This is a genomic window from Streptomyces sp. NPDC001920, assembly GCF_053594495.1.
The window spans coordinates 273603-295373 of record NZ_JBSFEP010000011.1; the positions used below are offsets into that span (position 1 = coordinate 273603).

Annotated in this window: 19 protein-coding genes; 3 read left to right on the forward strand and 16 right to left on the reverse strand. The window is 70.7% G+C overall.

The genetic code is table 11. The annotated features are described in order from the left end of the window. Positions 1-12: 12 nt before the first annotated feature. From ACWCPI_RS20865 to ACWCPI_RS20885, 5 genes are all read right to left on the reverse strand, one after another. Positions 13-1491, reverse strand: coding sequence for a cytochrome P450 (locus ACWCPI_RS20865; RefSeq protein ID WP_451039507.1), 1479 nt, complete (start codon positions 1489-1491; stop codon positions 13-15). 179 nt (positions 1492-1670) lie between these two features. Then, positions 1671-2291: a GTP-binding protein gene (locus tag ACWCPI_RS20870; RefSeq protein ID WP_451039508.1), complete on the reverse strand. Its 621-nt coding sequence runs from the start codon at positions 2289-2291 to the stop codon at positions 1671-1673. Next, positions 2272-2673 carry a DUF742 domain-containing protein gene (locus ACWCPI_RS20875; RefSeq protein ID WP_451039509.1) on the reverse strand — a complete coding sequence of 134 codons (402 nt, stop codon included), beginning with the start codon at positions 2671-2673 and terminating at the stop codon, positions 2272-2274. The genes ACWCPI_RS20870 and ACWCPI_RS20875 overlap by 20 nt, the downstream gene beginning before the upstream one ends. Next, the gene (locus ACWCPI_RS20880) at positions 2670-3077 is read right to left on the reverse strand and encodes a roadblock/LC7 domain-containing protein (RefSeq protein ID WP_274237698.1); all 408 of its coding nucleotides are present in this window, start codon (positions 3075-3077) and stop codon (positions 2670-2672) included. The genes ACWCPI_RS20875 and ACWCPI_RS20880 overlap by 4 nt, the downstream gene beginning before the upstream one ends. Beyond that, positions 3074-4666 carry a sensor histidine kinase gene (locus ACWCPI_RS20885; RefSeq protein ID WP_451039510.1) on the reverse strand — a complete coding sequence of 531 codons (1593 nt, stop codon included), beginning with the start codon at positions 4664-4666 and terminating at the stop codon, positions 3074-3076. The genes ACWCPI_RS20880 and ACWCPI_RS20885 overlap by 4 nt, the downstream gene beginning before the upstream one ends. A gap of 700 nt (positions 4667-5366) precedes the next feature. Between ACWCPI_RS20885 and ACWCPI_RS20890 the strand changes: the two genes are divergently transcribed. Both ACWCPI_RS20890 and helR read left to right on the forward strand, forming a co-directional pair. Continuing rightward, positions 5367-6614 (forward strand): glycosyltransferase, encoded by a 1248-nt coding sequence (locus tag ACWCPI_RS20890; protein WP_451039511.1) that lies wholly within the window; start codon positions 5367-5369, stop codon positions 6612-6614. A gap of 180 nt (positions 6615-6794) precedes the next feature. Then, positions 6795-8981 carry an RNA polymerase recycling motor ATPase HelR gene (gene helR / locus ACWCPI_RS20895; protein WP_451039512.1) on the forward strand — a complete coding sequence of 729 codons (2187 nt, stop codon included), beginning with the start codon at positions 6795-6797 and terminating at the stop codon, positions 8979-8981. Positions 8982-9065: 84 nt separating this feature from the next. Here helR and ACWCPI_RS20900 read toward each other — a convergent pair whose 3' ends face one another. The 11 genes from ACWCPI_RS20900 to ACWCPI_RS20950 all read right to left on the reverse strand — a co-directional run bounded on the left by ACWCPI_RS20900 (position 9066) and on the right by ACWCPI_RS20950 (position 20566). Continuing rightward, on the reverse strand, positions 9066-11918 hold the full coding sequence (locus ACWCPI_RS20900; protein WP_451039513.1) for a DEAD/DEAH box helicase: 2853 nt from the start codon (positions 11916-11918) through the stop codon (positions 9066-9068). 124 nt (positions 11919-12042) lie between these two features. Continuing rightward, complete coding sequence (tatC, locus tag ACWCPI_RS20905; RefSeq protein WP_388806861.1) at positions 12043-12990, reverse strand: twin-arginine translocase subunit TatC; 948 nt, start codon at positions 12988-12990, stop codon at positions 12043-12045. A 47-nt stretch (positions 12991-13037) separates the two neighbouring features. Continuing rightward, positions 13038-13322, reverse strand: a complete 285-nt coding sequence (tatA, locus tag ACWCPI_RS20910; RefSeq protein WP_451039514.1) for a Sec-independent protein translocase subunit TatA — start codon at positions 13320-13322, stop codon at positions 13038-13040. A gap of 261 nt (positions 13323-13583) precedes the next feature. Continuing rightward, the gene (locus ACWCPI_RS20915; protein WP_388806859.1) at positions 13584-13778 is read right to left on the reverse strand and encodes a hypothetical protein; all 195 of its coding nucleotides are present in this window, start codon (positions 13776-13778) and stop codon (positions 13584-13586) included. A gap of 20 nt (positions 13779-13798) precedes the next feature. Further along, the gene (locus tag ACWCPI_RS20920; protein WP_451039515.1) at positions 13799-14089 is read right to left on the reverse strand and encodes a hypothetical protein; all 291 of its coding nucleotides are present in this window, start codon (positions 14087-14089) and stop codon (positions 13799-13801) included. A gap of 52 nt (positions 14090-14141) precedes the next feature. Continuing rightward, on the reverse strand, positions 14142-15179 hold the full coding sequence (locus ACWCPI_RS20925; protein WP_451039516.1) for a helix-turn-helix transcriptional regulator: 1038 nt from the start codon (positions 15177-15179) through the stop codon (positions 14142-14144). A gap of 19 nt (positions 15180-15198) precedes the next feature. Beyond that, complete coding sequence (locus ACWCPI_RS20930) at positions 15199-16152, reverse strand: helix-turn-helix transcriptional regulator (protein ID WP_451039517.1); 954 nt, start codon at positions 16150-16152, stop codon at positions 15199-15201. Positions 16153-16322: 170 nt separating this feature from the next. After that, positions 16323-16694 (reverse strand): FKBP-type peptidyl-prolyl cis-trans isomerase, encoded by a 372-nt coding sequence (locus tag ACWCPI_RS20935; RefSeq protein WP_451039518.1) that lies wholly within the window; start codon positions 16692-16694, stop codon positions 16323-16325. 56 nt (positions 16695-16750) lie between these two features. Then, positions 16751-17731, reverse strand: coding sequence for an FKBP-type peptidyl-prolyl cis-trans isomerase (locus ACWCPI_RS20940; protein ID WP_451039519.1), 981 nt, complete (start codon positions 17729-17731; stop codon positions 16751-16753). Between the two features lie 204 nt (positions 17732-17935). Then, positions 17936-19297 carry a Pup--protein ligase gene (gene pafA, locus ACWCPI_RS20945; RefSeq protein WP_031486669.1) on the reverse strand — a complete coding sequence of 454 codons (1362 nt, stop codon included), beginning with the start codon at positions 19295-19297 and terminating at the stop codon, positions 17936-17938. 9 nt (positions 19298-19306) lie between these two features. Further along, positions 19307-20566 (reverse strand): MFS transporter, encoded by a 1260-nt coding sequence (locus tag ACWCPI_RS20950; RefSeq protein WP_451039520.1) that lies wholly within the window; start codon positions 20564-20566, stop codon positions 19307-19309. A 147-nt stretch (positions 20567-20713) separates the two neighbouring features. Here ACWCPI_RS20950 and ACWCPI_RS20955 point away from each other — a divergent pair, with 147 nt between their 5' ends. Continuing rightward, positions 20714-21730, forward strand: coding sequence for a LacI family DNA-binding transcriptional regulator (locus ACWCPI_RS20955; RefSeq protein ID WP_451039521.1), 1017 nt, complete (start codon positions 20714-20716; stop codon positions 21728-21730). Positions 21731-21771 lie beyond the last annotated feature (41 nt).

The following is a 21771-nucleotide window of genomic DNA, read 5'->3' on the forward strand; positions in this document are numbered from 1 at the left end:
CGCCCGGGCCGCTCAGTCGCCCCGCCACCAGCGCATGAGGCGCCGGAACACCCCGCGCCCAGCGGTCGGTGCGGGCTGCGGCGCCGGCGGCGCGGCGACGGGCGGAGCGGCGGGTTGCGGAGCAGTCATCTGCGGTTCCGGCGTGCCCACCTGCCAGTTGGCCGCGCGCTGCGGCGAGGCAAGCGGGTGCATGGGCATCGCCATGACGTCCTGCTGGGGCTTGGGCGCGAACTTCACCGGCAGTTCCACCAGGTGACGGTTGGAGATGGAGGACCGCCAGCGCAACTTGTCCTCGTCGCAGGCGAGTTGGACGTCGGGCAGACGGGTCAGCAGCGCGTCGACTCCGACCTCGGCGATGGCACGGCCGATGTCCTGACCCGGGCACTCGTGAGGGCCGCCACCGAAGGCGAGGTGGGAGCGGTTGCCCTGCATGTGGGCCGTGAGGTCGGGCCGGACGCGCGGGTCGACGTTGCCCGGCGCGATACCGAGGATCAGGCCGTCGCCCTTGCGAATGCGCTGGCCGCCCAGCTCGGTGTCCTGCTTGGCGACGTAGGGAAGGACCGTGCTGAACGGCGGTTCGTCCCACAGGGACTGCTCGACCGCCTCGGGCACCGTCATCTGGCCGCCGCTGAGCTGGGCACGGAACCGCGGGTCGGTGAGTACCACCCGCAGCACGTTGGCAATCAGGTTGGCGGTGGCCTCGTACGCCGCTACCAGGATGATGCGCAGGTGCTGGCCGACCTCGTCGTCGGTGAGCCGCGCCGGGTGGTTGATCAGGTGGCTGGTGAAGTCGTCCTTGGGCTCGGCCCGGCGGCGGGCGGTGAGCCGCATCAGGACGTCCATGAGGTACGCGTTGCTGGCGATCGCGGTCTCGGTGCCCTTGGGCATGTCACGGGCGGCCTGCACGATCTGGTCGTTGTACTCGTCGGGCATGCCGAGGATCTCGCACATCACCACCATCGGCAGGTGCTCCGCGAACTGGCTGACCAGTTCGGCCGCGCCCTCCTCGCAGAAATCGTTGACGAGGAGCTGGGTCGCGCGGTTGATGTAGCGGCGGATACCCCGGTGGTCGATGGTCGACATGGCGCCGGTGACCGCGCCGCGCAGTCGCAGGTGCTCGTCGCCCTCGGCGTGACTGCAGATGGGCTGCCAGGCGAAGTGCGGCATGAGGGGGTGATCGGGCTTGACCGTGCCGTCCTGCAGGGCGGACCACAACCGGGTGTCGCGGCAGAACTGGGAAGGGCTGCGCACCATGTGCATGTTCTCGGCATGGCCGAGCACCATCCAGATCGGCACGTCGTCGTGCAACAGCACGGGGGCCGCAGGGCCGTACTCGGCCCGGAGCTTCTCGTACAAGGCTCCCAGGTCCTCCGCCTCCGGGCCGTACAGCCGGCGCAGCCCTCCGGGGCCGATGCCGTGCGCGGGGCAGCCGGGGGGCGGGGTGGCCATGGGCTCGTCCGTACCGGTCGGGAAGAGGGGTTCAGGCGTCACGATGGTCGCTCCGAAGCTGAAGTGGTTCCGGTGTACAGGAGGTGATGAGGTCCCCCGGTTCGGACGGTTCAGCGAAGCCGGGAACGTGGGGGAGGTCGTGCGCGGAACGCACACGCCGTGCGGGGCCGTACGGCTCGCGGACGGGATGGCGCGGCCGTACGGCCCGACCGGCACAGGGCTCAGGCGGGGGCCTTCGCCGTCGCCAGCGCGTGCAGGAAGTGCATCAGGGTCATCAGGACGTCGCGGCTGGAGGCCCGGCGGCGTACGTCGCACTCGATGATGGGGATCTCCTCGGGCAGATCGAGTGCCGTGCGGAGTTCGGAGACGGCGTGACGAGGCGCGTCCGGGAAGGTGTTGACGGCCACCACGAAGGGCACGCCGCACTCCTCCAGTCGCCCTATGACGTCGAAGCTGACTTCGAGACGACGGGTGTCGACCAGCACGACCGCACCCAGCGCACCCTCGAACAAACCGTTCCACAGGAACCAGAAGCGTTCCTGGCCGGGCGTGCCGAAGAGGTACAGCACCAGCTGCTCGGTGATGCTGATGCGACCGAAGTCCATCGCGACGGTGGTGGCCGTCTTGGTGTCCGAGCCGTAGTTGTCGTCGACGCCGATACCGGCCTGCGTCATGGTCTCTTCGGTGGTCAGCGGCTTGATCTCGCTGACCGAGCCCACCATGGTCGTCTTGCCGACGCCGAAACCGCCCACGACCACGATCTTGACCGCGGCCTCGGCCGTGTGCGGCAGCTGGTCCTCGGTGCGCGGGCCGGGGACGATGTCAGAGCCTTTGAAGTCCATGCATCACCGCTTCGAGAATTGAACGGTCGGCGACGGCCTGGCGCACGATCGGGGCGCGCGCCGTCACCAGTCCGGCCGTCAGCATGTCGGTGAGTACGACCGTCATCATGCTGAACGGCAGGCTGAGATAGGCCGAGAGCTCGGCCACGGACAGGGGGGTGGTGCAGAGCCGGAGCAGCGCCGATTGTTCCGGCGTGGCGGAAGGCGGCGGTTCGGCGCGCGCCACGATTAAGGTGACCAGGTCGAGGTCCCCGTCGCGCTCGCCCCCGTCCGGTCCGGCCACCACGAAGAGCCGTTCCGGGTTCTTCTGCTTCCCGGTCTGGGCCGGTGGTGGAGGCGGTAGGTCCTTGGGTTGTCGCCGCTGGCGTTGCGGAGGAGTCATACGGTCTGCCCGTTGCGCCGGGGCGGACTGGTGAGGTGGGCACCGATCCGGGCGACGAGGTCGGTCATGCGGTTGCTCATCCGGCCGGGTTCGGCGAAGGTGTCGGAGAGCACCGCGAGATACGCGTTCGCGCCGGCGGCCATCAGGTAGAAGTAGCCGCCGTTGATCTCGATCAGGACCATCTTCATCTTGCCGTCGCTCTTCGGGATCTCCTGGGCCACAGCGCTCGCCAGGCTCTGCAGCCCGGCGCAGGCCGCGGCGACGCGGTCGGCGGTGTCCGGATCGCCGCCGTAGCGCGCGATGCGCAGGCCGTCGGCGGAGAGCACCACGATCATCTGGATGCCCGGTACGCCGTCGTGGAGCTCCTTGAGCATCCAGTCGAAGTTGGCGCGCTGCTGGATCACTTGAGGTCCCCCTCCTCGTCGGCCTCGGGGCGGGCCGGTTGGGTTCGCGGTTTGAGTGTGAGCGGGTCCGGACCGTCCTTGAGTCCGTTCCAGAACGCCTCGACCCAGGCTCCGGGGGCGGGCTCGTCCTTCGCCGGCTCGGGGTCGGGCTCGGACTTGCCCGTCGACCAGATGGTCGGCCGGCCCTCCCGTTCGGCCTGCTCGATGGCGGCCTGCTCGGCGAGCCGCTTGCTGAGCGGGGTCTTGACCCGGCTGCGGCGCTGGGGCAGCCCGCCCGCGGTCCACTCGGTGACGACGGGGACGTCGTCGCCCATGGAGAGCGCGGCGGCGATCTTGGGGCTGGTGGGACGACGCTTCTTGGGCGCGCGCTTGGGGCCTTCGAGGAGGTCGGGGTCGTCGGCCTTGGGCGCCGATCCGGCGCCGATGCCGTGCGCGAGTCCGGGCGCGGGGTCGGTGGTCATCATGTCGCGCGGCACCACCAGGACGGCACGGACGCCGCCGTACGCGGAGGACCGCAGCGAGACCTGCATGTTGTAGGCCGTGCAGAGGCGGCCGACGACAGCCAGGCCCAGCCTCGGGGACTCGCCGAGGTCCTGCAGGTCGGTGCCCTGCTTGGCGCGTTCGAGCATGCCCTCGACCCTGGCGCGGGCCTCTTCGCTGAGGCTGACCCCGGCGTCCTCGATCTCGATCGCGACACCGGTCTGCACCTCGGTGGCGGTGACGTGGACCTTGGTCTGCGGGGGCGAGTAGCGCGTGGCGTTGTCGAGGAGTTCGGCCGCGGCGTGGATGATCGGCTCGACGGAGATACCGGCGATGTTGACCTTGGCGATGGAGTCCAGGCTGATGCGGCGGTACTCCAGGATCCGGGACATGGCACCGCGCAGCACGCTGTACAGCGGGACGGGTTCGGGCCACTGGCGGCCGGGGCGGCCGCCGCCGAGCACGGAGATGGAGTCGGCGAGGCGGCCGATCAGCATGGTGCCGTGGTCGATGCGGAGCAGGTCGTCGAAGACCTCGGGGTTGCGGCCGTGGTCCTCCTCCATCTCCCTCAGTTCGACGGCCTGCTGGTGGACGATCGACTGGACGCGGCGGGCGATGTTGACGAAGGAGCGCTGGGCGGAGTCGCGCAGTGCCTCCTCGTGATCGACGAGTTCGACCATGTTCCGCACGAACTCGACCTGGACCGGCGGGAGTTGGGCGTAGGACGGGTCGATCTCGGAGAGGTCGCGCATCACCTCGTAGGGTGAAGCGCCACAGCGCAGCCGGTGGATCGCGGCGGGGGTGATCTCCCTGGCGAGGCGGACGATCTCCTCGTCGTGGGCGGCGACGCGCCTCTCCAGATACGCGGTGTGACGAGCGTGCTCGGCTCGCGCGTCCCGAAGGGCGCGACCGCGGCGCACGACTTCGGCCGCGGACATCAGCACCAGCACCAAGGCCACGGCACCGCACACGCCGACGGCCGTCCGGGCCGGTTCCGCCACCACGGCGACGGCGGCTCCGGTCGCCGCCGCCATCACTATGGCCGGCAGCAAAAGCACACGCACGTAAGGGAGTTCGCGCCGACGGGGCGGGGATTGAACGCTCACCATGTGGGCCCTCTGAAATGAATCGGGTGGGTGTAGGGGGAGCTAGCAGGGGGGTACGTCATGGGTATGCCGGAATCTTCTGCATGTTTGGGAACAAGCGCACGAATACACCTCAAGTCGGTGCGCTGCGGGCGAGCTTAGTCCGAGCGGATCATCGCTGTGTCATATTCAGCAAGCGCCTGAAATGGCGGGTGTGACAGGAGTACGCTCGGCTCTTTTATACGCTCGGCATACAATCGAACACGACGCGTCACGTTGTTCGGGCGTACGAAAACCACTCACCGTGACGAGTGAGAATCCGGGTTCCCGCACCGTCCGGCCCTGAGATCTCTGCGAAGCGCTCGGCACGCACCCCGGGCGGCGAGCGCACCCACCGAGGCCGTGCCGGCCGCCGCACGGCCGCTGCGCCCCTCTCGGCCGTACCCGAGTCAGTCAGTGACCGTGAACTCCGGCAGTCCGGTGCGGAGTTCCTCCTGGTCGGCAGCCATGGCCCCGGGTTCCTGGGCGGATCTCACCGACGGCGACTGCCGGTGTCGCAATCCGCGGAGACGACGAACTCCCCGGAAACAACGAAGGCAAGGAGGTCACCAGCACTCCTTGCCAGTCTCAACGTATAGCGCACCGGGGGCCTTGCGGCAAGGCCCCCGTCGTGCCGCAGAATCTCCGGCCTGAGCCGGAATCTACGGAAACGGGGAATCGCGCCATGCGTGCTTTGCTGGTGACCTACGGATCGCGCGGGGACGCCGAACCGATGGCGGGACTCGCGGTGGCGCTGCTGGCACGGGGCGCCGACGTGCGGGTGTGCGCACCGCCGGACTTCGCGGAGCTGTTCGCGGACATCGAGGTACCCATGGCGCCCATCGGCCGGTCGGTGCGCGAGATGGTCAAGGAGAGCGTGACGGGTGCGGCACCGCTGCCACCGGAGAGCCTGCCGGAGCGTGCGGCCCGGGTGTTCACGGCGACGTACGACGCGGCCATGGAGATCGCCGAGGAATGCGACGTGGTGGTGGCCACCGGCCTCATCCCGGCCGCGGCAGGCGCGCGGTCGGTGGCCGAGAAGCTGGGCGTCCCGTACGTCTTCGTGGCCTGCTTCCCGACCTACCTGCCCTCTCCGCACCACCCGCCGCTCACGTGGCCGGGCCGCCCCACGCCACCGGACGTGACCGACAACCGGGCGTTGTGGGACCTGAACGCCGAGCACCTGAACGCGCTGTTCGGCGAGGCGGTCAACACCCGGCGGGCCTTGCACGGGCTGCCCCCGGTGGACCACGTACGCGATCACGTGCTCACCGACCGGCCGTGGCTGGCGGCCGACCCGGCCCTGAGTCCGTGGCCGGAACCGGCGGACGGCACGGTGGTGCAGACCGGCGCGTGGATCCGCCCCGACGAGCGGCCGCTCCCGGCGGATCTGGAGGCATTCCTGGACGCCGGCGCTCCACCGGTGTACGTGGGCTTCGGGAGCATGGCGCTCCAGGACGCGCAGGGCGTGGCGCGGGCGGCCGTTGCGGCGGTCCGCGCGCGCGGGCACCGGGTGCTCGTCGGGCGCGGCTGGGCCGACCTGGGCCTCGCCGACGACCAGGACGACTGCTTCGCCGTCGGCGAGGTCAATCAGCAGGCCCTGTTCCGGCGGGTGGCCGCCGTGGTGCACCACGGTGGCGCCGGCACCACGACGACCGCCGCCCGGGCCGGCGCGCCCCAGGTGGTCGTCCCCCAGCTCGCGGACCAGCCGTACTGGGCCGGCCGTGTGGCCGAGCTGGGCGTGGGTGCCGCGCACGACGGCCCCGCTCCCACCTTCGAGTCCCTGTCGACCGCGCTCGGTTCGGCCCTGTCCCCCAAGACCCGCGCGCGAGCGGCGGCCGTCGCCGCCACGATCCGCACCGACGGGGCCACGGTGGCCGCGCAACTCCTCCTCGACACCAACAGCCGCGCCGGGAGGCCTGCATCCCCATGACCCGCGGTGCCACCGCGGCACGGCTCATGACACCCGGACACGACAGTCCGCACACGCCGACGACCTGACCGCCCCTGGGCCCGGCATGCGCCCGGTCACCGGTTCACCCCCTCGTCACCCCGGTCCGGCCCCCTCGCCACAAGCGAGGGTCGTCAGCGACCCAGATCGGAGCAGTACGCCGTGAACCCCCTCACCGCCACCACCGTGTTCGCCCTTCCCCATCGCCTCCGTGCCAAGGCCGACCCGGCGCTGATCGCCGCTGACGAGCAGCACTTCGCGGCCCTCGCGCAGTGCCTGGAACAGTCCGCCGCGGAGGTGTCCGAGCGCCTCGACGCCGAGCGCAGGGCGCCCGGTGGCCTGGGCCGGCACGCGATGGACCGGGACGCCGAAGTCCACCGGCTGACCGCCCGCCTGCGTACGCTGCGCCGCTTCGGCCTGGACCTGTGCCTCGGCCGCATGGTCGGCGCCGACGGCGCCGAGCCGGTGTACGTGGGGCGGCTCGGTCTCACGGACAGCACCGGCCGCCGGCTGCTGGTCGACTGGCGCTCCCCCGCCGCCGAGCCGTTCTTCGGAGCCACCCACGCCAACCCCATGGGTCTGACGAGCCGCCGCAGGTACCGCTGGAGCGACGGCCGGATCAGCGACTACTGGGACGAGGTGTTCACCTCGGACGGCTTCGCCGGGCACGCCGCGCTCGACGACCAGTCCGCCTTCATCGCCGGGCTGGGCAGCAGCAGGTCGGAACGGATGCGGGACGTGCTGGGCACCATCCAGGCCGACCAGGACGCCATCATCCGCGCGGGGTCCCAGGGCGCCCTGGTCGTCGACGGCGGTCCGGGCACCGGGAAGACCGTGGTCGCCCTGCACCGCTCCGCCTATCTCCTGCACTCCGACCCCCGCCTCGGGCAGCGTCGGGGCGGCGTGCTGTTCGTCGGACCGCACCGGCCCTACCTGTCCTACGTCGCCGACGTCCTGCCCAGCCTCGGTGAGGAGGGCGTGCAGACCTGTCTGCTGCGGGACCTCGTCGAAGAGGGGGCCGGGGCGGGCGTCGAGGCGGACCCCGAGGTGGCCCGCCTGAAGTCGTCGGCGGCCCTGGTGAAGGCGATCGAGACGGCCGTCCGGTTCTACGAGGAACCACCCGCCGAGGGGATGACGGTCAGCACCCACTGGTCCGACATCCGGCTGAGCGCCGAGGACTGGGCGGTGGCCTTCGACGCGGCGGAGCCCGGCACCCCGCACAACGAGGCCCGCGACCAGGTCTGGGAGGAGTTGCTCACGATCCTGGTCGACAAGCACGACGACGAGGCCTCGGCGCACGACGGCGACGTCCCGCCCCACCTGCTGCGCAGGTCCCTGGCCCGGAACCGGGACCTGCGCACGGCCTTCGACCGCGCCTGGCCCCTGCTCGAAGCGGCCGACCTCGTCTCGGACCTGTGGTCGGTGCCGGCCTATCTGCGGATGTGCGCTCCCTGGCTCGGCCCCGACGAGGTACGACGGCTGCAGCGTACGCGGCCGCAGGCCTGGACGGTGTCCGACCTACCGCTCCTGGACGCGGCACGGCAGCGGCTCGGCGATCCGGAGGCGGCCCGGCGCAGGCGCCGGCACGAGGCGGCCATCGCGGCCCAGCGTGAGCGGATGACGCAGGTCGTGGACAACCTCATCGAGGCCGCGGCCGTCTCGGGCGCCGACGGTGACGACGGGGAGGGCCTGGTGACGATGTTGCGGGGCGCGGACGCCCGGGTCAGCCTGGTCGACGAGTCCGAACTACCGCCCGCCGACCCCGATCTGCTGGCCGGCCCGTTCGCCCACATCGTCGTGGACGAGGCTCAGGAACTGACCGACGCGGAGTGGCAGATGCTGCTGCTGCGGTGCCCGTCCCGCAGTTTCACCATCGTCGGCGACCGCGCCCAGGCCAGGCACGGCTTCACGGAGTCCTGGCCAGAACGCCTGGAGCGCGTCGGGCTCGACAGGGTCACCATGGCCTCCCTGAGCGTCAACTACCGGACGCCGAAGGAGATCATGGCGCAAGCCGAGCCGGTCATCCGCGCCGTGCTCCCGGACGCCAACGTGCCGACGTCGATCCGCAGCGGGGGCGTCCCCGTCGTACGGGGCCCGGTCTCGGATCTCGACGCGATTCTCGACGCATGGCTCGCCGCGCACACCGACGGGATCGCCTGCGTCATCGGCGATCCCACGTTCCGCCCGACGGACCGCGTCCGCTCGCTGACCCCGGAGCTGTCCAAGGGCCTGGAGTTCGACCTGGTCGTCCTGGTGCGCCCGGAAGCCTTCAGCGAGGGAATCGAGGGAGCGGTGGACCGCTATGTCGCGATGACCCGGGCGACCCGGCAATTGGTCGTCCTCGGGTAGGTCCGCGCCATGGGGCCGGGGCCGCACGAAGCTGCGGCCCCGCCGCGGGCGGACGCCGCGAACCCCGCGCCCGCCCGCGCACGCTCACCCCACCGACGAGTAGGCGACGACTCCCCGCAGCAGCCCGTCCACGGCCTTCCGCGCGTTCTTCGCCACGGTCGATCCCTCCACAGGAGAAGCCGCCGAGATCTGCCCCAGCACATCGATCACCTGCTTGCACCACCGCACGAAGTCACCCGCCGGCATCTCCGCCTCACGCAGTACCTCGTCCAGCCCCTTGCCGCTGGCCCACATGTAAGCGGCCCAGGCGAACCCGAGATCCGGCTCGCGCTGCCCGACGCCCTCGGTCTGGTTGATCCGGAACTCCTCCTCCAGGGCATCCAGCCGGCCCCAGATCCGCACCATCTCACCCAGCGCGGCCTTGGCCTTGCCCGAAGGCAACTTGGGGGCCATCGCGTCGTCGCCGACCCGCGCCTCGTACACCAACGCCGAGACGCAGGCCGCCAGTTCGGCCGGTCCGAGCCCCTCCCAGACCCGTTCCCGCAGGCACTCACTGGCCAGCAGGTCGAGTTCGCCGTACAGCCGCGCGAGCCGCTTGCCGTGCTCGGTGACCTCGTCGCCGCGCAGATAGTCCAGCTCGGTCAGCAGGGCGACGATCCGGTCGAAGGTGCGCGCGATGGTGTTCGTGCGGCCCTCGATACGGCGCTCCAGCTGCGAGGTGTCCCGCAGCAGCCGGTGATAGCGCTCAGCCCAACGGGCGTGGTCCTCGCGGTCGTTGCAGCCGTGGCAGGGGTGCGCCCGCAGCGCCTTGCGCAGCCGCTCGATCTCGCGGTCGTCCGCCGCCTGGGAGCGCCGCTTGCGCTGCCGCTCCGGCGGGATGTGCCCGGCCTTGGTACGCAACGCGGAGGCGAGGTCCCGACGGGACTGCGGGGAGCGCGGGTTGAAGGACTTCGGGATCCGCATCCGCTCCAGCGCCTCGACCGGCACCGGGAAGTCCATCGACGCCAGCCGCTTGACCTGCCGTTCGGCGGTCAGGACCAGGGGGCGCGGGCCGTCGTGGTGCTCGAAGCCGCGGTGGCCGTTGGAGCGCCCGGCCGGCAGCCCGGGGTCCAGCACCAGCGCGAGACCGGCGTACTTGCCCGTCGGCACATGGATGACATCGCCCGGCTTGAGCCTCTCCAGGGCGACCGCGGCCTCCGCGCGCCGCTGCGCCGCGCCCTGCCGGGCCAGCTCGTTCTCCCGGTCCTTGAGTTCGCGGCGCAGGCGCGCGTACTCCTCGAAGTCCCCGAGGTGGCAGGTCATCGACTCCTTGTACCCGGCCAGCCCCTCCTCGTTGCGCTGCACCTGCCGGGAGATCCCGACGACCGACTTGTCGGCCTGGAACTGCGCGAAGGACGTCTCCAGCAGTTCACGGGAGCGGTGCCGGCCGAACTGCTCGACGAGGTTGACCGCCATGTTGTACGAGGGCTTGAAGCTGGACCGCAGCGGATAGGTGCGGGTGCCGGCCAGTCCCGCCAGGTGCTCGGGGCTCATACCGCGCTGCCACAGCACGACGGCGTGCCCCTCGACGTCGATACCGCGCCGCCCCGCACGCCCCGTCAGCTGCGTGTACTCGCCGGGTGTGATGTCGGCGTGCTGCTCGCCGTTCCACTTGACGAGCTTCTCCAACACCACCGAGCGGGCGGGCATATTGATGCCCAGCGCCAGCGTCTCCGTGGCGAACACGGCCTTCACCAGGCCGCGGACGAACAACTCCTCGACGACCTCCTTGAAGGTCGGCAGCATGCCCGCGTGGTGGGCCGCTATACCGCGTTCCAGGCCCTCCAGCCACTCGTAGTAGCCCAGGACGTGCAGATCCTCGGTGGGGATGGAGGCGGTGCGCTCCTCGACGAGCGCGCGCACCTTCTCCCGCGCCTCCTCGTCGTTCAGCCGGAGTCCCGCGTAAAGGCACTGCTGTACGGCGGCCTCACAGGCGGCACGGCTGAAGATGAAGGTGATCGCGGGCAGCAGCCCCTCGGCGTCGAGGCGTTCGATGACCTCGGGCCGGCCGGGTGTCCACACCCGGGACCGCTGTCTGCGCTCCCGCTCGCGATCGGCCTCCCGCATCGCGCGCCCGCGTCTGCGGTCCTGGTACGACGGCCTGGTCGCCTCCATCCGCGCCAGCCGCGTGAGATCGGGGTTGACGGCCTTCTTGTGGCCCTCGCCCTCCTCGAACAGGTCGTACATCCGGCGCCCGGCGAGCACGTGCTGGAACAGCGGCACGGGCCGGTGCTCGGAGACGATCACCTCGGTGTCGCCGCGGACGGTGTCGAGCCAGTCGCCGAACTCCTCGGCGTTCGACACGGTCGCCGACAGGGAGACGAGCGTGACCGACTCGGGAAGGTGGATGATCACTTCCTCCCACACGGCGCCGCGGAAGCGGTCGGAGAGGTAGTGCACCTCGTCCATCACCACGTAGCCGAGGCCGAGGAGGGTCTGCGAGCCCGCGTACAGCATGTTCCGCAGCACCTCCGTGGTCATCACGACCACGGCGGCGTCGGGGTTGACGCTGTTGTCACCGGTGAGCAGACCGACCATGCCGTTGCCGTAACGGCGGCACAGGTCGGCGTACTTCTGGTTGGACAGCGCCTTGATGGGCGTCGTGTAGAAGCACTTCTTGCCCTGCATCAGGGCGAGGTGGACGGCGAACTCGCCCACGATCGTCTTGCCGGAGCCGGTGGGCGCGGCCACCAGCACGCCCTTCCCCCCTTCGAGCGCCTGGCAGGCCTCGATCTGGAAGGGGTCGAGGCCGAAGTCGTACATCTCGCGGAAGGAGGCGAGCGCGGTGGCCTGCTCGACAGCGCGCCTGCGCGCTGCCGCATACCGCTCGGCCGGAGAGAGATCCTCTGTCATCGTGCTTTCGAGCGTACCGGGCCCCACTGACAACAGGACGATCATTATCGGGATCCGCACTGCGCGAACCCGTGGGTCCGCGCAGCTCACGGCGCTGACGGTGGCGCAACGCAAGCGGCCGGGCGCGCCCCGTGGGCGCCCCGGCCGTGGTGTTCCTGCGAGTGAGCGGTCAGGTCACGTCGTCGTAGCCGTTGACCCGCTCCGTGCTCGCCTGCTCGGGCAGTGCCCTGGCGGCCGGGACGGCCTCGACCTCGCCGATGTCGTCGGGGGTCAGATCCAGGTCGGAGGCCTCGTCGTCGGCGGGCCCTTCCGCGTCGCGGCGGGCGCGGCGCCGGTCGTTGAGGAGTGCGATGCCCGTAGCGCCGAAGTACAGGATCCAGATGGGGCCCGCGAGCGCCAGCATGGAGATCGGGTCGGTGCTGGGAGTGGCGATCGCCGCGAAGAGCGTGATGCCCATGATCATGCCGCGCCACCAGCCGGCCATCTTCTTGCCGGAGAGCACGCCGCTGAAGTTGAGCATGACCAGCAGCAGGGGCAGCTCGAAGGAGAGACCGAAGACGACGATCATCCGCATGATCAGCTGCAGGAGGTCGTCGAGGGGGAGCTGGTTGTCACTGCCGATGATGGCGAACTCGAGCATGACCGAGGCCATCTTGGGCAGCGACCAGTAGGCGAAGTAGGCACCCGTGACGAACAGCGGGAAGCCGGCGCCGACGAACGCGTAGGCGTACTTGCGCTCGTGCCGGTGCAGGCCCGGGGCGACGAACGCCCAGAGCTGGTACAGCCAGACCGGGGAGGCCAGCACGACACCGGACGACAGCGAGACCGTGAGGGCGAGCGTGAACGGACTCAGCAGACCGTTCTGCACGATGCGCGCGCACTTCTGCTCGCTCGTGTTCTTCGCCAGCTCGGCGAAGCTGTAGTCGCATCCCACCGCCTCGAGGATGGGATTGGTGAAGAACTCGATGATGTCTTTGTAGAAGAAGGCTGCGACGATCGTCGTGACGAGGACCGCCAGCAGGCTCTTGACGAGCCGGTTGCGGAGTTCACGCAAGTGCTCCGCGAGGGGCATCCGCCCCTCGGGATCCTTCTCCTGCTTGCGGGCAGACTTCAGCAACCCACGTTCCCATCTCGTGCATCGGGCCGGAGGTCACCGGCCCTGCGTCAGCGCTTGGTCGTGTCCGTCGGCTCGTTGACCGGGCGCGAGCTGGTCACGTCGCCGGGGGCGGCCTGGATGATGCGCTGAGCCTGGGGCTGCTCGTCGTTGTTCGGCGGGTCGGCCGGCGCGGGGGACTTGCCGTCGTCCTTCATCGCCTTGGCCTCGCTCTTCAGGATGCGGGCGGACTTGCCGAGCGAGCGCGCCATGTCCGGAAGCTTCTTCGCGCCGAACAGCAGGATGATGACGACGAGGATGAGAATGATCTCGGGGGCTCCGAGCCTTCCGAACATAAGTCTTTACCTTCTCACCGAGGCGGCTGGGGTGGGGAAGCTGTCCGACCGGTCGGACATATGTCCGAACGATCGTGTAGACAGCGATCGTAGCGCTCAGGGGTGAACGTCAGGCAATCCCCGTGCGTACTCCCTGTCCGCGGACCGGGCCTCGTTCTCCGACCCGCGACCAGCAGCGTACCTGGCCCACACGGCAAGTTGACAGGGCGAAGTGGCCCAAAACGCATGCGACGCAGGACTCACACCCATTCCTCGGCGACGTCACAGAGAGTCCGCGGCTCGGGCCGCGCTCAGGCTCGCCCGCTCCAGGTCCTCGGCCGCCCTGCTGATCCGGCGCGCCGAATCCGCCACCTGGCGGCCCAGGCGCTGCGCCTCCAGGAAGACCCGCACGGCGAGAACACCGAGCACCACAAGACCCAGAAAACCCACGGCTACCGCGAACATCGGCCAGAACATGACGCCGAGCCTAGACCGTCCTACACCGTGGAGTGCAGCCGCAGGGTCCTGACCCCACCGCCCGTGAGCAGCTCGACGATCCGCTCCCCGGCCGGCTTGCGGACGGCGGCGCCGCACTCGGGGCAGGTGAAGGAGTAGAACGTCGTGCGGCTGGTCGCACCGATGGCGAGGCGCAGGGCGCCCGCGGCGAGTTCGAAGGAGCCGCGGCAGTCCGGGCAGCCCGCCCTGAACATCACCGGGGCGACGCTTCTCATTCCGGCGAACGCGGACGCCACCGTCATCTCCCGCACCCCGGACATCGACTCGCTCAAAGCCCCTGCTCCCGCCTGTCGCCCTGCCTGCCCGACACCGTCGAACCTCGTCCTACTGTCCGTCGTGAACCGGATGCGCCATGTGAGCGCCCTGCACCTCGATCCCCTCGGTCCCGTCGTACGCGGCCAGCGCCTCGCGGGCCGCCTGCCGGGCGCTGTCCGCCAGCTCCGGCGGCGACACGATGCGCCCGTCGCGCCCGAGTCGCAGCGCCAGGCGCCGCAGCGACGCCGGGTCGGGGGTCCGCAGAGTGATACGCAGACCGCCGTCCGCAAGCTCATCGGCACTGTCGTGCGGGTAGTACTCGGCGACCCAGCGGCCGCCCGGGCCGACCTCGACGACGACCTCCGGGTCCTCCGCCGCGGGCTGGACCAGCCCCTCGGACAGGTCCCGCAGCTCGATCTCGGGCGGCGCGGACGGCTCGTCCAGGATCTTGATCTCGGCGACCCGGTCGAGCCGGAAGGTGCGTCGCGCCTCGGAGCGGCGGCACCAGGCCTCGACATAGGTGTGACCGACGCTGACGAGGCGGATGGGGTCGATCTCGCGCTCGGTGACCTCGTCGCGGGCCGGCGAGTAGTAGCGGATCCACAGCCGGCGCCGCTCGGAGATCGCGCGGTCGACGTCGGCGAAGACACCGCCCTCGGACTCGAAGGTCACCGACAGCCGGGAGCTGGCACCGGCCGCCTCACCGGCCGCGGCCTCCACCTTGGCGGTCGCCCGCAGCAGCGCCTGCCGGTCGCTCTCGCGCAGTCCGGGCAGCGTGGCCACGGCCCGGGCGGCCACCAGCAGCGCGGTCGCCTCGTCGGCGGCGATCCGCAGCGGCTCGGCCGCTTCCGCACCCAGGGCGGCGGGGTTGTGCCACCAGATGCGCTCGCCGTCGGTGTCGATGTCGAGCAGGTCGCCGCCGCGGAAGCTGGTGCCGCACATGGGCAGCACATCCAGGTCGGAGACCAGCTCCTCCTCGGAGATGCCGAAGGCGCGCGCCACGTCCTCGACGCGGGCACCGGGGCGCTCCCTGAGATACGTCACCAGGGAGAGCATCCGTCTGGTCTGGTCGATGGCGTTGACGGGCCTGACCGGTTTGCCTGCCACTGTGTCGCTCCGCTCCCCCTCAGCCCTTGGCCACGGCACGCAGCCGGTCCACCACGTCGGCCCGCAGCTCCGCGGGCTCCACGACCACCACGTCCGGCCCGAACTCCACCAGCCAGGCATCCAGCCCGTGGCCGTACGGAATCTCCAACTCGTCCCAGCCGTCGCCGAGTTCCCGCACCGCCGTGGCCTTCGCCCGAAGGGGGTACCCGGCGTCCGCACGCAGCCGGATCAGCGCGGACCGGTCGGCGGTCTCCCCCGCCCAACTCGCCACGGTCTCGCGCACGGTGACGACATCGGGCACGGGGGCGGTGAAGCGGCCACTACGGCTGCGGACCTTGCCGGTGATCCGCGACAGCCGGAAGACGCGCTCCGCGCCGCGGTCCCGGTCCCAGCCCGCCAGGTACCAGTGACCGCGCCAGCACTCCAGCGCCCACGGCTCGACGTGCCGGGGCTCGGGGCGGGCGGCGGTGGCCTTGCGGTACTCGAAGACGACCGGACGGCGGTCGCGGCAGGCCAGCATCAGCGGCTCGAACGCGGCCTCGTGCACCGGGATGCGGGGCTCCAGGGCGCCGTGCGCCCCGTACGGGTCGACGTCCTCGGGCAGCCCGGCCGCCCGCAGCTTCTGCAGGGCGCCGCTGGCCGCGCCCGCCAGACGTGCCTGCTGCCACACCTTGGCGGCCAGCCCCAGCGCGGCCGCCTCTTCGGCGTCGAGCGTGATGGGCGGCAGGCGGTTGCTGTCCCGGCGGGCGAGGTAGCCGACCTCGCCGTCGAGGTTCTCGACGGTCTCGATGACCAGGCCGAGCTCGCGCAGATCGTCCTTGTCGCGCTCGAACATCCGGTTGAAGGAGTCGTCGCTGCCCGCTTCGAGATAGGCCTCGATGGACTCACGCAGCTCGCGCTTGCTCAGCGGACGCCGCGTCCCGAGCAGACACAGCGCCAGATTCATGAGCCGCTCGGCCTTGGCAATGGCCATCGACGCCCTTCGCTTCCCTATGGTGCTTACGACCGATGACCGTACCGCCCCGAAGTGGCGTGGCAAAAGCCGAGGGCCCACGCCCGGACAGGCATGGGCCCCAGGTAGTCGGGTCCGGTCGCACGCCGATCAGCCATTCGCCGATCGGGAGGGGCACCGGGACGCGACGATCAGACGCCGAGCAGGTCGACCACGAAGATCAGCGTCTCGCCCGGCTTGATCGCCGGGGTCGGGCTCTGGTTGCCGTAGGCGAGGTGGGCCGGGATGGTCAGCTGGCGGCGGCCGCCGACCTTCATGCCCTGCACACCCTGGTCCCAGCCCTTGATGACGCGGCCGCCGCCCAGCGGGAAGCGGAACGGCGTACCGCGGTTCCAGCTGGCGTCGAACTCCTCACCCGTACTGAAGGCGACACCCACGTAGTGGACGGTGACGGTCTGGCCCGCCTGGGCCACCGGGCCGTCGCCCTCCCAGATGTCCTTGATCTCGAGGTCCTTCGGGGGCTCGCCGCCCGGGAAGTCGATCTCGGGCTTGTCGATGCTCACTTCATCACTCCTATTTGCGTGACCTGAGTCGCGAAACGGTCGCACAGACACCTCGGTCAGGCGACGTCGAGGATATCCACCACGAAGACCAGTGTGTTCTTGGCCAGCTCGCTGCCGGGGTTGTTGCCGTAGGCGAGGGAGGGCGGGATCACCAGCAGCACCCGGTCGCCGACGTTCTTGCCGACGAGGCCCTTGTCCCAGCCCTGCACCACCGAGCCGGTGCCGATCTGGAAGGCGGTCGCGCCACCGTGGTCCCAGGAGGAGTCGAACTTCTTGCCGTCCTCCCACTTGACCCCGGTGTACTGGGCCACGAGGCCCTGACCGGCCTCGACCTTCTTGCCGTCGCCCTTGATCAGCACCTGCTGCTTGAGGTCCTTGGGGGCCTTGGTGTTCTCGGGGATGGTGATCTTCGCCGCCTTCTGCGACGGAGCCTCCACCTCGGGCATGCCCGGCGCCGGGGCCGCCTGCTCACCCTTGACCTCGGCCTTGGGGTCGACCGTGGCGGCGCCGGCCACGTCGAGCACCCAGATCAGCACGTCCTTCTCCTTGATGCCGGAGGAGGGGTTCAGCGCCTCGCCGATCAGGTCACCCGCGGTGCCCTGCACGAGGACCCGGCTGCCCGGCTGCTTGCCCTTGACGGCGTCGAGGACCTTCGCGGGCAGCTGCCGGCTCGGCTTGCCGACCTGTTCCACCGACTGCTGCCGGGGCGCGCTGCCGCCGGTCGCCGGGCCCTGCCAGGTGCCGCCGAGCTCCTTGTCCTCGCCCCACTTCTGAACGGTCCAGTCCAGCCGGACGTAGTCGGAGGCCTTGATCGCGGTTCCGCTGCCCTTCGAGACCGTCTCGACCACGGTCTTCGTGGCCGGCTCACCGTCCTTGGGCGTGGAGATCTCGGGCTTCTCCCCGGCCTTCCCGTCGACCTCGGCGACCGCCGCTGTCTGTGCCTCGTCGCTGTCGCCGTCCGATCCGCACGCGGCGGTGAGCAGCAGGGCGGGCACGGCCAGCAGCGCCGCGACGCGGCGTTTCGTGTTGAAGTTCATCAGTCCCACTGGGCTAGGGGGTGGCGGGCAATGGCCGCCACTTTACGACGTACGCGCTCCCGGCACCGCTCGCCGCCCTGATCGGCGCCTCGGCATGTCCCCGCCGGCCCGGCCGGAAAACGGGGAACGCCCGGTGACCGGAGGTGCACCACCCCCGGTCACCGGGCGTCCCGCACGGGACGGCGCCGGAGCGACCGCGCCCTGTCACATACCGGCGATCAGCTTCTCCACCCGGTCGTCCACCGAGCGGAACGGGTCCTTGCACAACACGGTGCGCTGTGCCTGGTCGTTGAGCTTGAGATGGACCCAGTCGACGGTGAAGTCGCGGCGCTGTTCCTGTGCCCTGCGGATGAAGTCACCGCGCAGCCGGGCGCGAGTGGTCTGCGGCGGGACGGACTTGCCCTCGAAGATCTTCAAGTCGTTGCAGATGCGCGCGGCTTGCCCCTTCTTCTCCAGCAGGTAGTACAGGCCGCGGCGGCGGTGGATGTCGTGGTAGGCGAGGTCTATCTGCGCGACCCGGGGGTGCGACATGGTCATGTTGTGCTTGGCCCGGTACCGCTCGATGAGCTTGTACTTCATCACCCAGTCGATCTCGGTGCCGATGCGGTCGAGGTCCTCGGACTCGATCGCCTCCAGCGTGCGGCCCCACAGCTCCAGGACCTGCTCGACGGTGCCGGTGCGGATACCGCGGCGCTCGCAGAAGTCCACGGCCTTCTCGTAGTACTCCCGCTGCACCTCCAGTGCCGAGGCCTCCCGGCCGCTGGCCAGGCGGACCTTGCGGCGGCCCGTGATGTCGTGGCTGACCTCGCGGATCGCCCGGATCGGGTTCTCCAGGGTCAGGTCGCGCATCACCGTGCCCGCCTCGATCATGCGCAGCACCAGGTCGGTCGCGCCGACCTTGAGCAGCATGGTCGTCTCGGACATGTTCGAGTCGCCCACGATGACGTGCAGGCGGCGATAGCGCTCGGCGTCCGCGTGCGGCTCGTCGCGGGTGTTGATGATCGGCCGGGAACGGGTCGTCGCCGAGGAGACGCCCTCCCAGATGTGCTCCGCCCGCTGGCTGACGCAGTACACGGCGCCTCGCGGCGTCTGCAGGACCTTGCCCGCGCCGCACAGCAGCTGGCGCGTGACGAGGAACGGGATGAGGATGTCCGCGAGCCGGGAGAACTCCCCGTGCCGCGCCACGAGATAGTTCTCGTGGCAACCGTAGGAGTTGCCCGCCGAGTCGGTGTTGTTCTTGAAGAGGTAGACGTCGCCCGCGATTCCCTCCTCGTGCAGGCGTCGTTCCGCGTCTACCAGGAGTCCTTCCAGAATGCGCTCGCCGGCCTTGTCGTGGGTGACCAGTTCGGTCACGTTGTCACATTCGGGTGTCGCGTATTCCGGATGTGACCCCACGTCGAGATAGAGCCGGGCGCCGTTCCGCAGAAAGACATTGCTGCTACGGCCCCATGACACGACACGGCGGAAGAGGTACCGCGCCACCTCGTCAGGCGACAGGCGGCGCTGTCCCCTGAACGTGCACGTGACGCCGTACTCGTTCTCCAGCCCGAAAATGCGGCGGTCCATGACTGAACATTACGCCCGATCCCCTGAGCTGAAACGGGGTTCGACAGCACGGTTTGGATCATTTTCCGATGAAGCCGCAACAACCGCGCCCCTGCCGGGAGCTGCGAGGACCCGCCCCGTGCCCAGCAGGACCAGCAGCGACACCGCCCCCGCGGCACCCGGCACCGCGAACCCCCACAGGGCCCCGCCCTCCTCGACGACCGGCCCCGCCAGTCCCGTTCCGACCGAGGCACCCACGGTGAACGTGGTGACCAGCCACGAGAAGGCCTCGGTGACCGTGCCGCGCGGCGCGTGCCGGTCGACCAGCACGAACGCACAGGCGATGCAGGGGGCGAGGAACACACCGGCGAGCACGCTCAGCAACGTCATGGCCACGGGCCCGGGTACCAGCATCAGGGGCAGGTAACACACCGCCAGAAGCGCCACCAGCACCCGCAGTCGCCGCGCCGGCTCCCCGGCCCACTGCCGCGCCCCGTACACCGTGCCGCCGATCAGCGCACCCAGACCCACGCCCGCCATCAGCCAGCCGTACACCGTGTCACCGCCGTTGTCGTCCGCGTACGACATGGCCGCGACCGCGATCGAGCCCAGCGCCATCCCGATGAACAGGAACGACGCGAGCAGCGCGAGCAGCCCGGCCGACCGCAGCGCCCCGAGCCAGTGCGCCTCACGCGGTGCCGAGCGCCACGCGCGCGAGGGCGGCGACACGACCACCGACAGCGCGCCCAGCACCCCGAGGACGTTCAGGACCAGCAGCGCCGCCTGCGCCGACCACAAGGAAGCGCACAGCGTCAGCAGCAACGGTCCGACGGTGAACATGACTTCCTGCGCCACCGCGTCCATCGCGTACGCGGCATGCACCTGACCCTCCTTGTGGAGGACCGACGACCACAGCGCCCGCAGACCGCCTTCCAGGGGCGGCGTGAACAGCCCGGCGGCCGCCACGGCGGCGTAGGCGAGCGGCAGCGGGCCGATGCCCACGAAGGCGAACACGGCCGCCGCGAGGGCGGAGGCCACGGCGGCGGGCAGCTGCACCCGCGGCTGCCCGTACAGGTCCACCAGCCGCCCCAGTACCGGCTGCCCCACGGCGTTGGCGATCCCGTACACCGCCGCCAGAGCGCCGGCGAGGCTGTAGGAACCGCCCTCCTCCCGCACGAAGAGCACGATCGCGATCGCCGCCACCGCGTTCGGCAGCCGCCCCATGAGCGTGCCGGCGAGCAGCCGGGCGGCGTGCCTCACCCTGAGGATCTCCCCGTATGCGCCCGTCATCCGCCGTGCCGCCCTCCGCCAAGTTTTACGTATAACGTCTTCACTCATACGTACCATGAGCGCTGTTCACGAGTCCAGACGGGGAGCGGGCCGAAGACGGCCGGGGCGACGGCGTCGGACGACCACACGAAGAGGAGCAGGCGGACGGTGGCACACGGCAGCACCCGACCCACCAGCCGGGACGTCGCCCAGGCCGCGGGCGTCTCGCAGGCGGCGGTCTCACTGGTGCTCGGCGACAAATGGCGCGGCCGGGTCTCCGAAGCCACGGCCGAGCGCGTCCGGGAAGCCGCCCGCCGACTGGACTACCGGCCCAACCTCGCCGCCCGCAACCTCCGCCTCGGACGCACCCGGACCGTCCTCCTCGTGGTCCCCGCCCTGACCACCGAGTTCTTCGCCGGTGTCTACACCGGCGCCGCCCGCATCGCCGCCGAACACGGCTTCGGCGTCGTCCTCTACCCCTCCCCCGAAGGCATCGGCCCGGCCCGCGACCCCTTCGCCTCCGCCCAGGCCGCCCTGGACGGCGTCATCGCCTCCTCCATGGCCGCCGACGCCCTCACCGCCATCCGCGGCGACCAGCTCCCGCTCGTCATGCTCGACAGCGACCCCGAGGGCAGCCTCGGCGCGGCCACCGTGAACCTGGACATCGCGGACGGCGTCCGCCAGGTCGCCCGGTACCTGCTGGGTCTCGGCCACCGCCGCTTCCTGCACCTGGCGGCGGACGTCGCCTCCTGGACCTTCGAGGTACGCGCACAGGAACTCGTCACCCGGCTCGCCGCCGTCCCCGGCACCTCCCTGCTCACCGTCCGCGCCCCCATCTCCATCGACGGCGCCCTCGCCGCCGCCACCGCGGCGCTCTCCGCCGAGGGCCCCCGCCCCACCGCGATCGTCTGCGACGACGACAAACTCGCCGCCGGCGCGTACAAGGCCGTACGCCGACTGGGACTGCGCATCCCCGACGACGTCTCCGTGACCGGCCTCGACGACCTCGCCCTCGCCACCGCCCTCGACCCCGAGCTCACCACCGTCCGCCTCGACGCCGAGCTCTTCGGGGAACGGGGCATGCAGGCCCTGCTGGCAGTCCTGGAAGGCCGGGTACCCGTGGACGGCGACATCCCCGTCGAACTCGTCGTACGCGGCTCCACAGCGCCGCCCAGCGCGCCCTGAGCGCCTCCTGAACGCCTTGTGCCCCGGCCGAAGGGCTCGGA

Bases quoted from the DNA above. Each gene is read 5' to 3' on its own strand.
- ACWCPI_RS20870 (WP_451039508.1), bottom strand. From the start codon at position 2,291: ATGGACTTCAAAGGCTCTGACATCGTCCCCGGCCCGCGCACCGAGGAC.
- ACWCPI_RS20875 (WP_451039509.1), bottom strand. From the start codon at position 2,673: ATGACTCCTCCGCAACGCCAGCGGCGACAACCCAAGGACCTACCGCCT.
- ACWCPI_RS20885 (WP_451039510.1), bottom strand. From the start codon at position 4,666: ATGGTGAGCGTTCAATCCCCGCCCCGTCGGCGCGAACTCCCTTACGTG.
- ACWCPI_RS20890 (WP_451039511.1), top strand. From the start codon at position 5,367: ATGCGTGCTTTGCTGGTGACCTACGGATCGCGCGGGGACGCCGAACCG.
- ACWCPI_RS20900 (WP_451039513.1), bottom strand. From the start codon at position 11,918: ATGATCGTCCTGTTGTCAGTGGGGCCCGGTACGCTCGAAAGCACGATG.
- tatA (WP_451039514.1), bottom strand. From the start codon at position 13,322: ATGTTCGGAAGGCTCGGAGCCCCCGAGATCATTCTCATCCTCGTCGTC.
- ACWCPI_RS20915 (WP_388806859.1), bottom strand. From the start codon at position 13,778: ATGTTCTGGCCGATGTTCGCGGTAGCCGTGGGTTTTCTGGGTCTTGTG.
- ACWCPI_RS20930 (WP_451039517.1), bottom strand. From the start codon at position 16,152: ATGGCCATTGCCAAGGCCGAGCGGCTCATGAATCTGGCGCTGTGTCTG.
- ACWCPI_RS20940 (WP_451039519.1), bottom strand. From the start codon at position 17,731: ATGAACTTCAACACGAAACGCCGCGTCGCGGCGCTGCTGGCCGTGCCC.
- pafA (WP_031486669.1), bottom strand. From the start codon at position 19,297: ATGGACCGCCGCATTTTCGGGCTGGAGAACGAGTACGGCGTCACGTGC.
- ACWCPI_RS20950 (WP_451039520.1), bottom strand. From the start codon at position 20,566: ATGACGGGCGCATACGGGGAGATCCTCAGGGTGAGGCACGCCGCCCGG.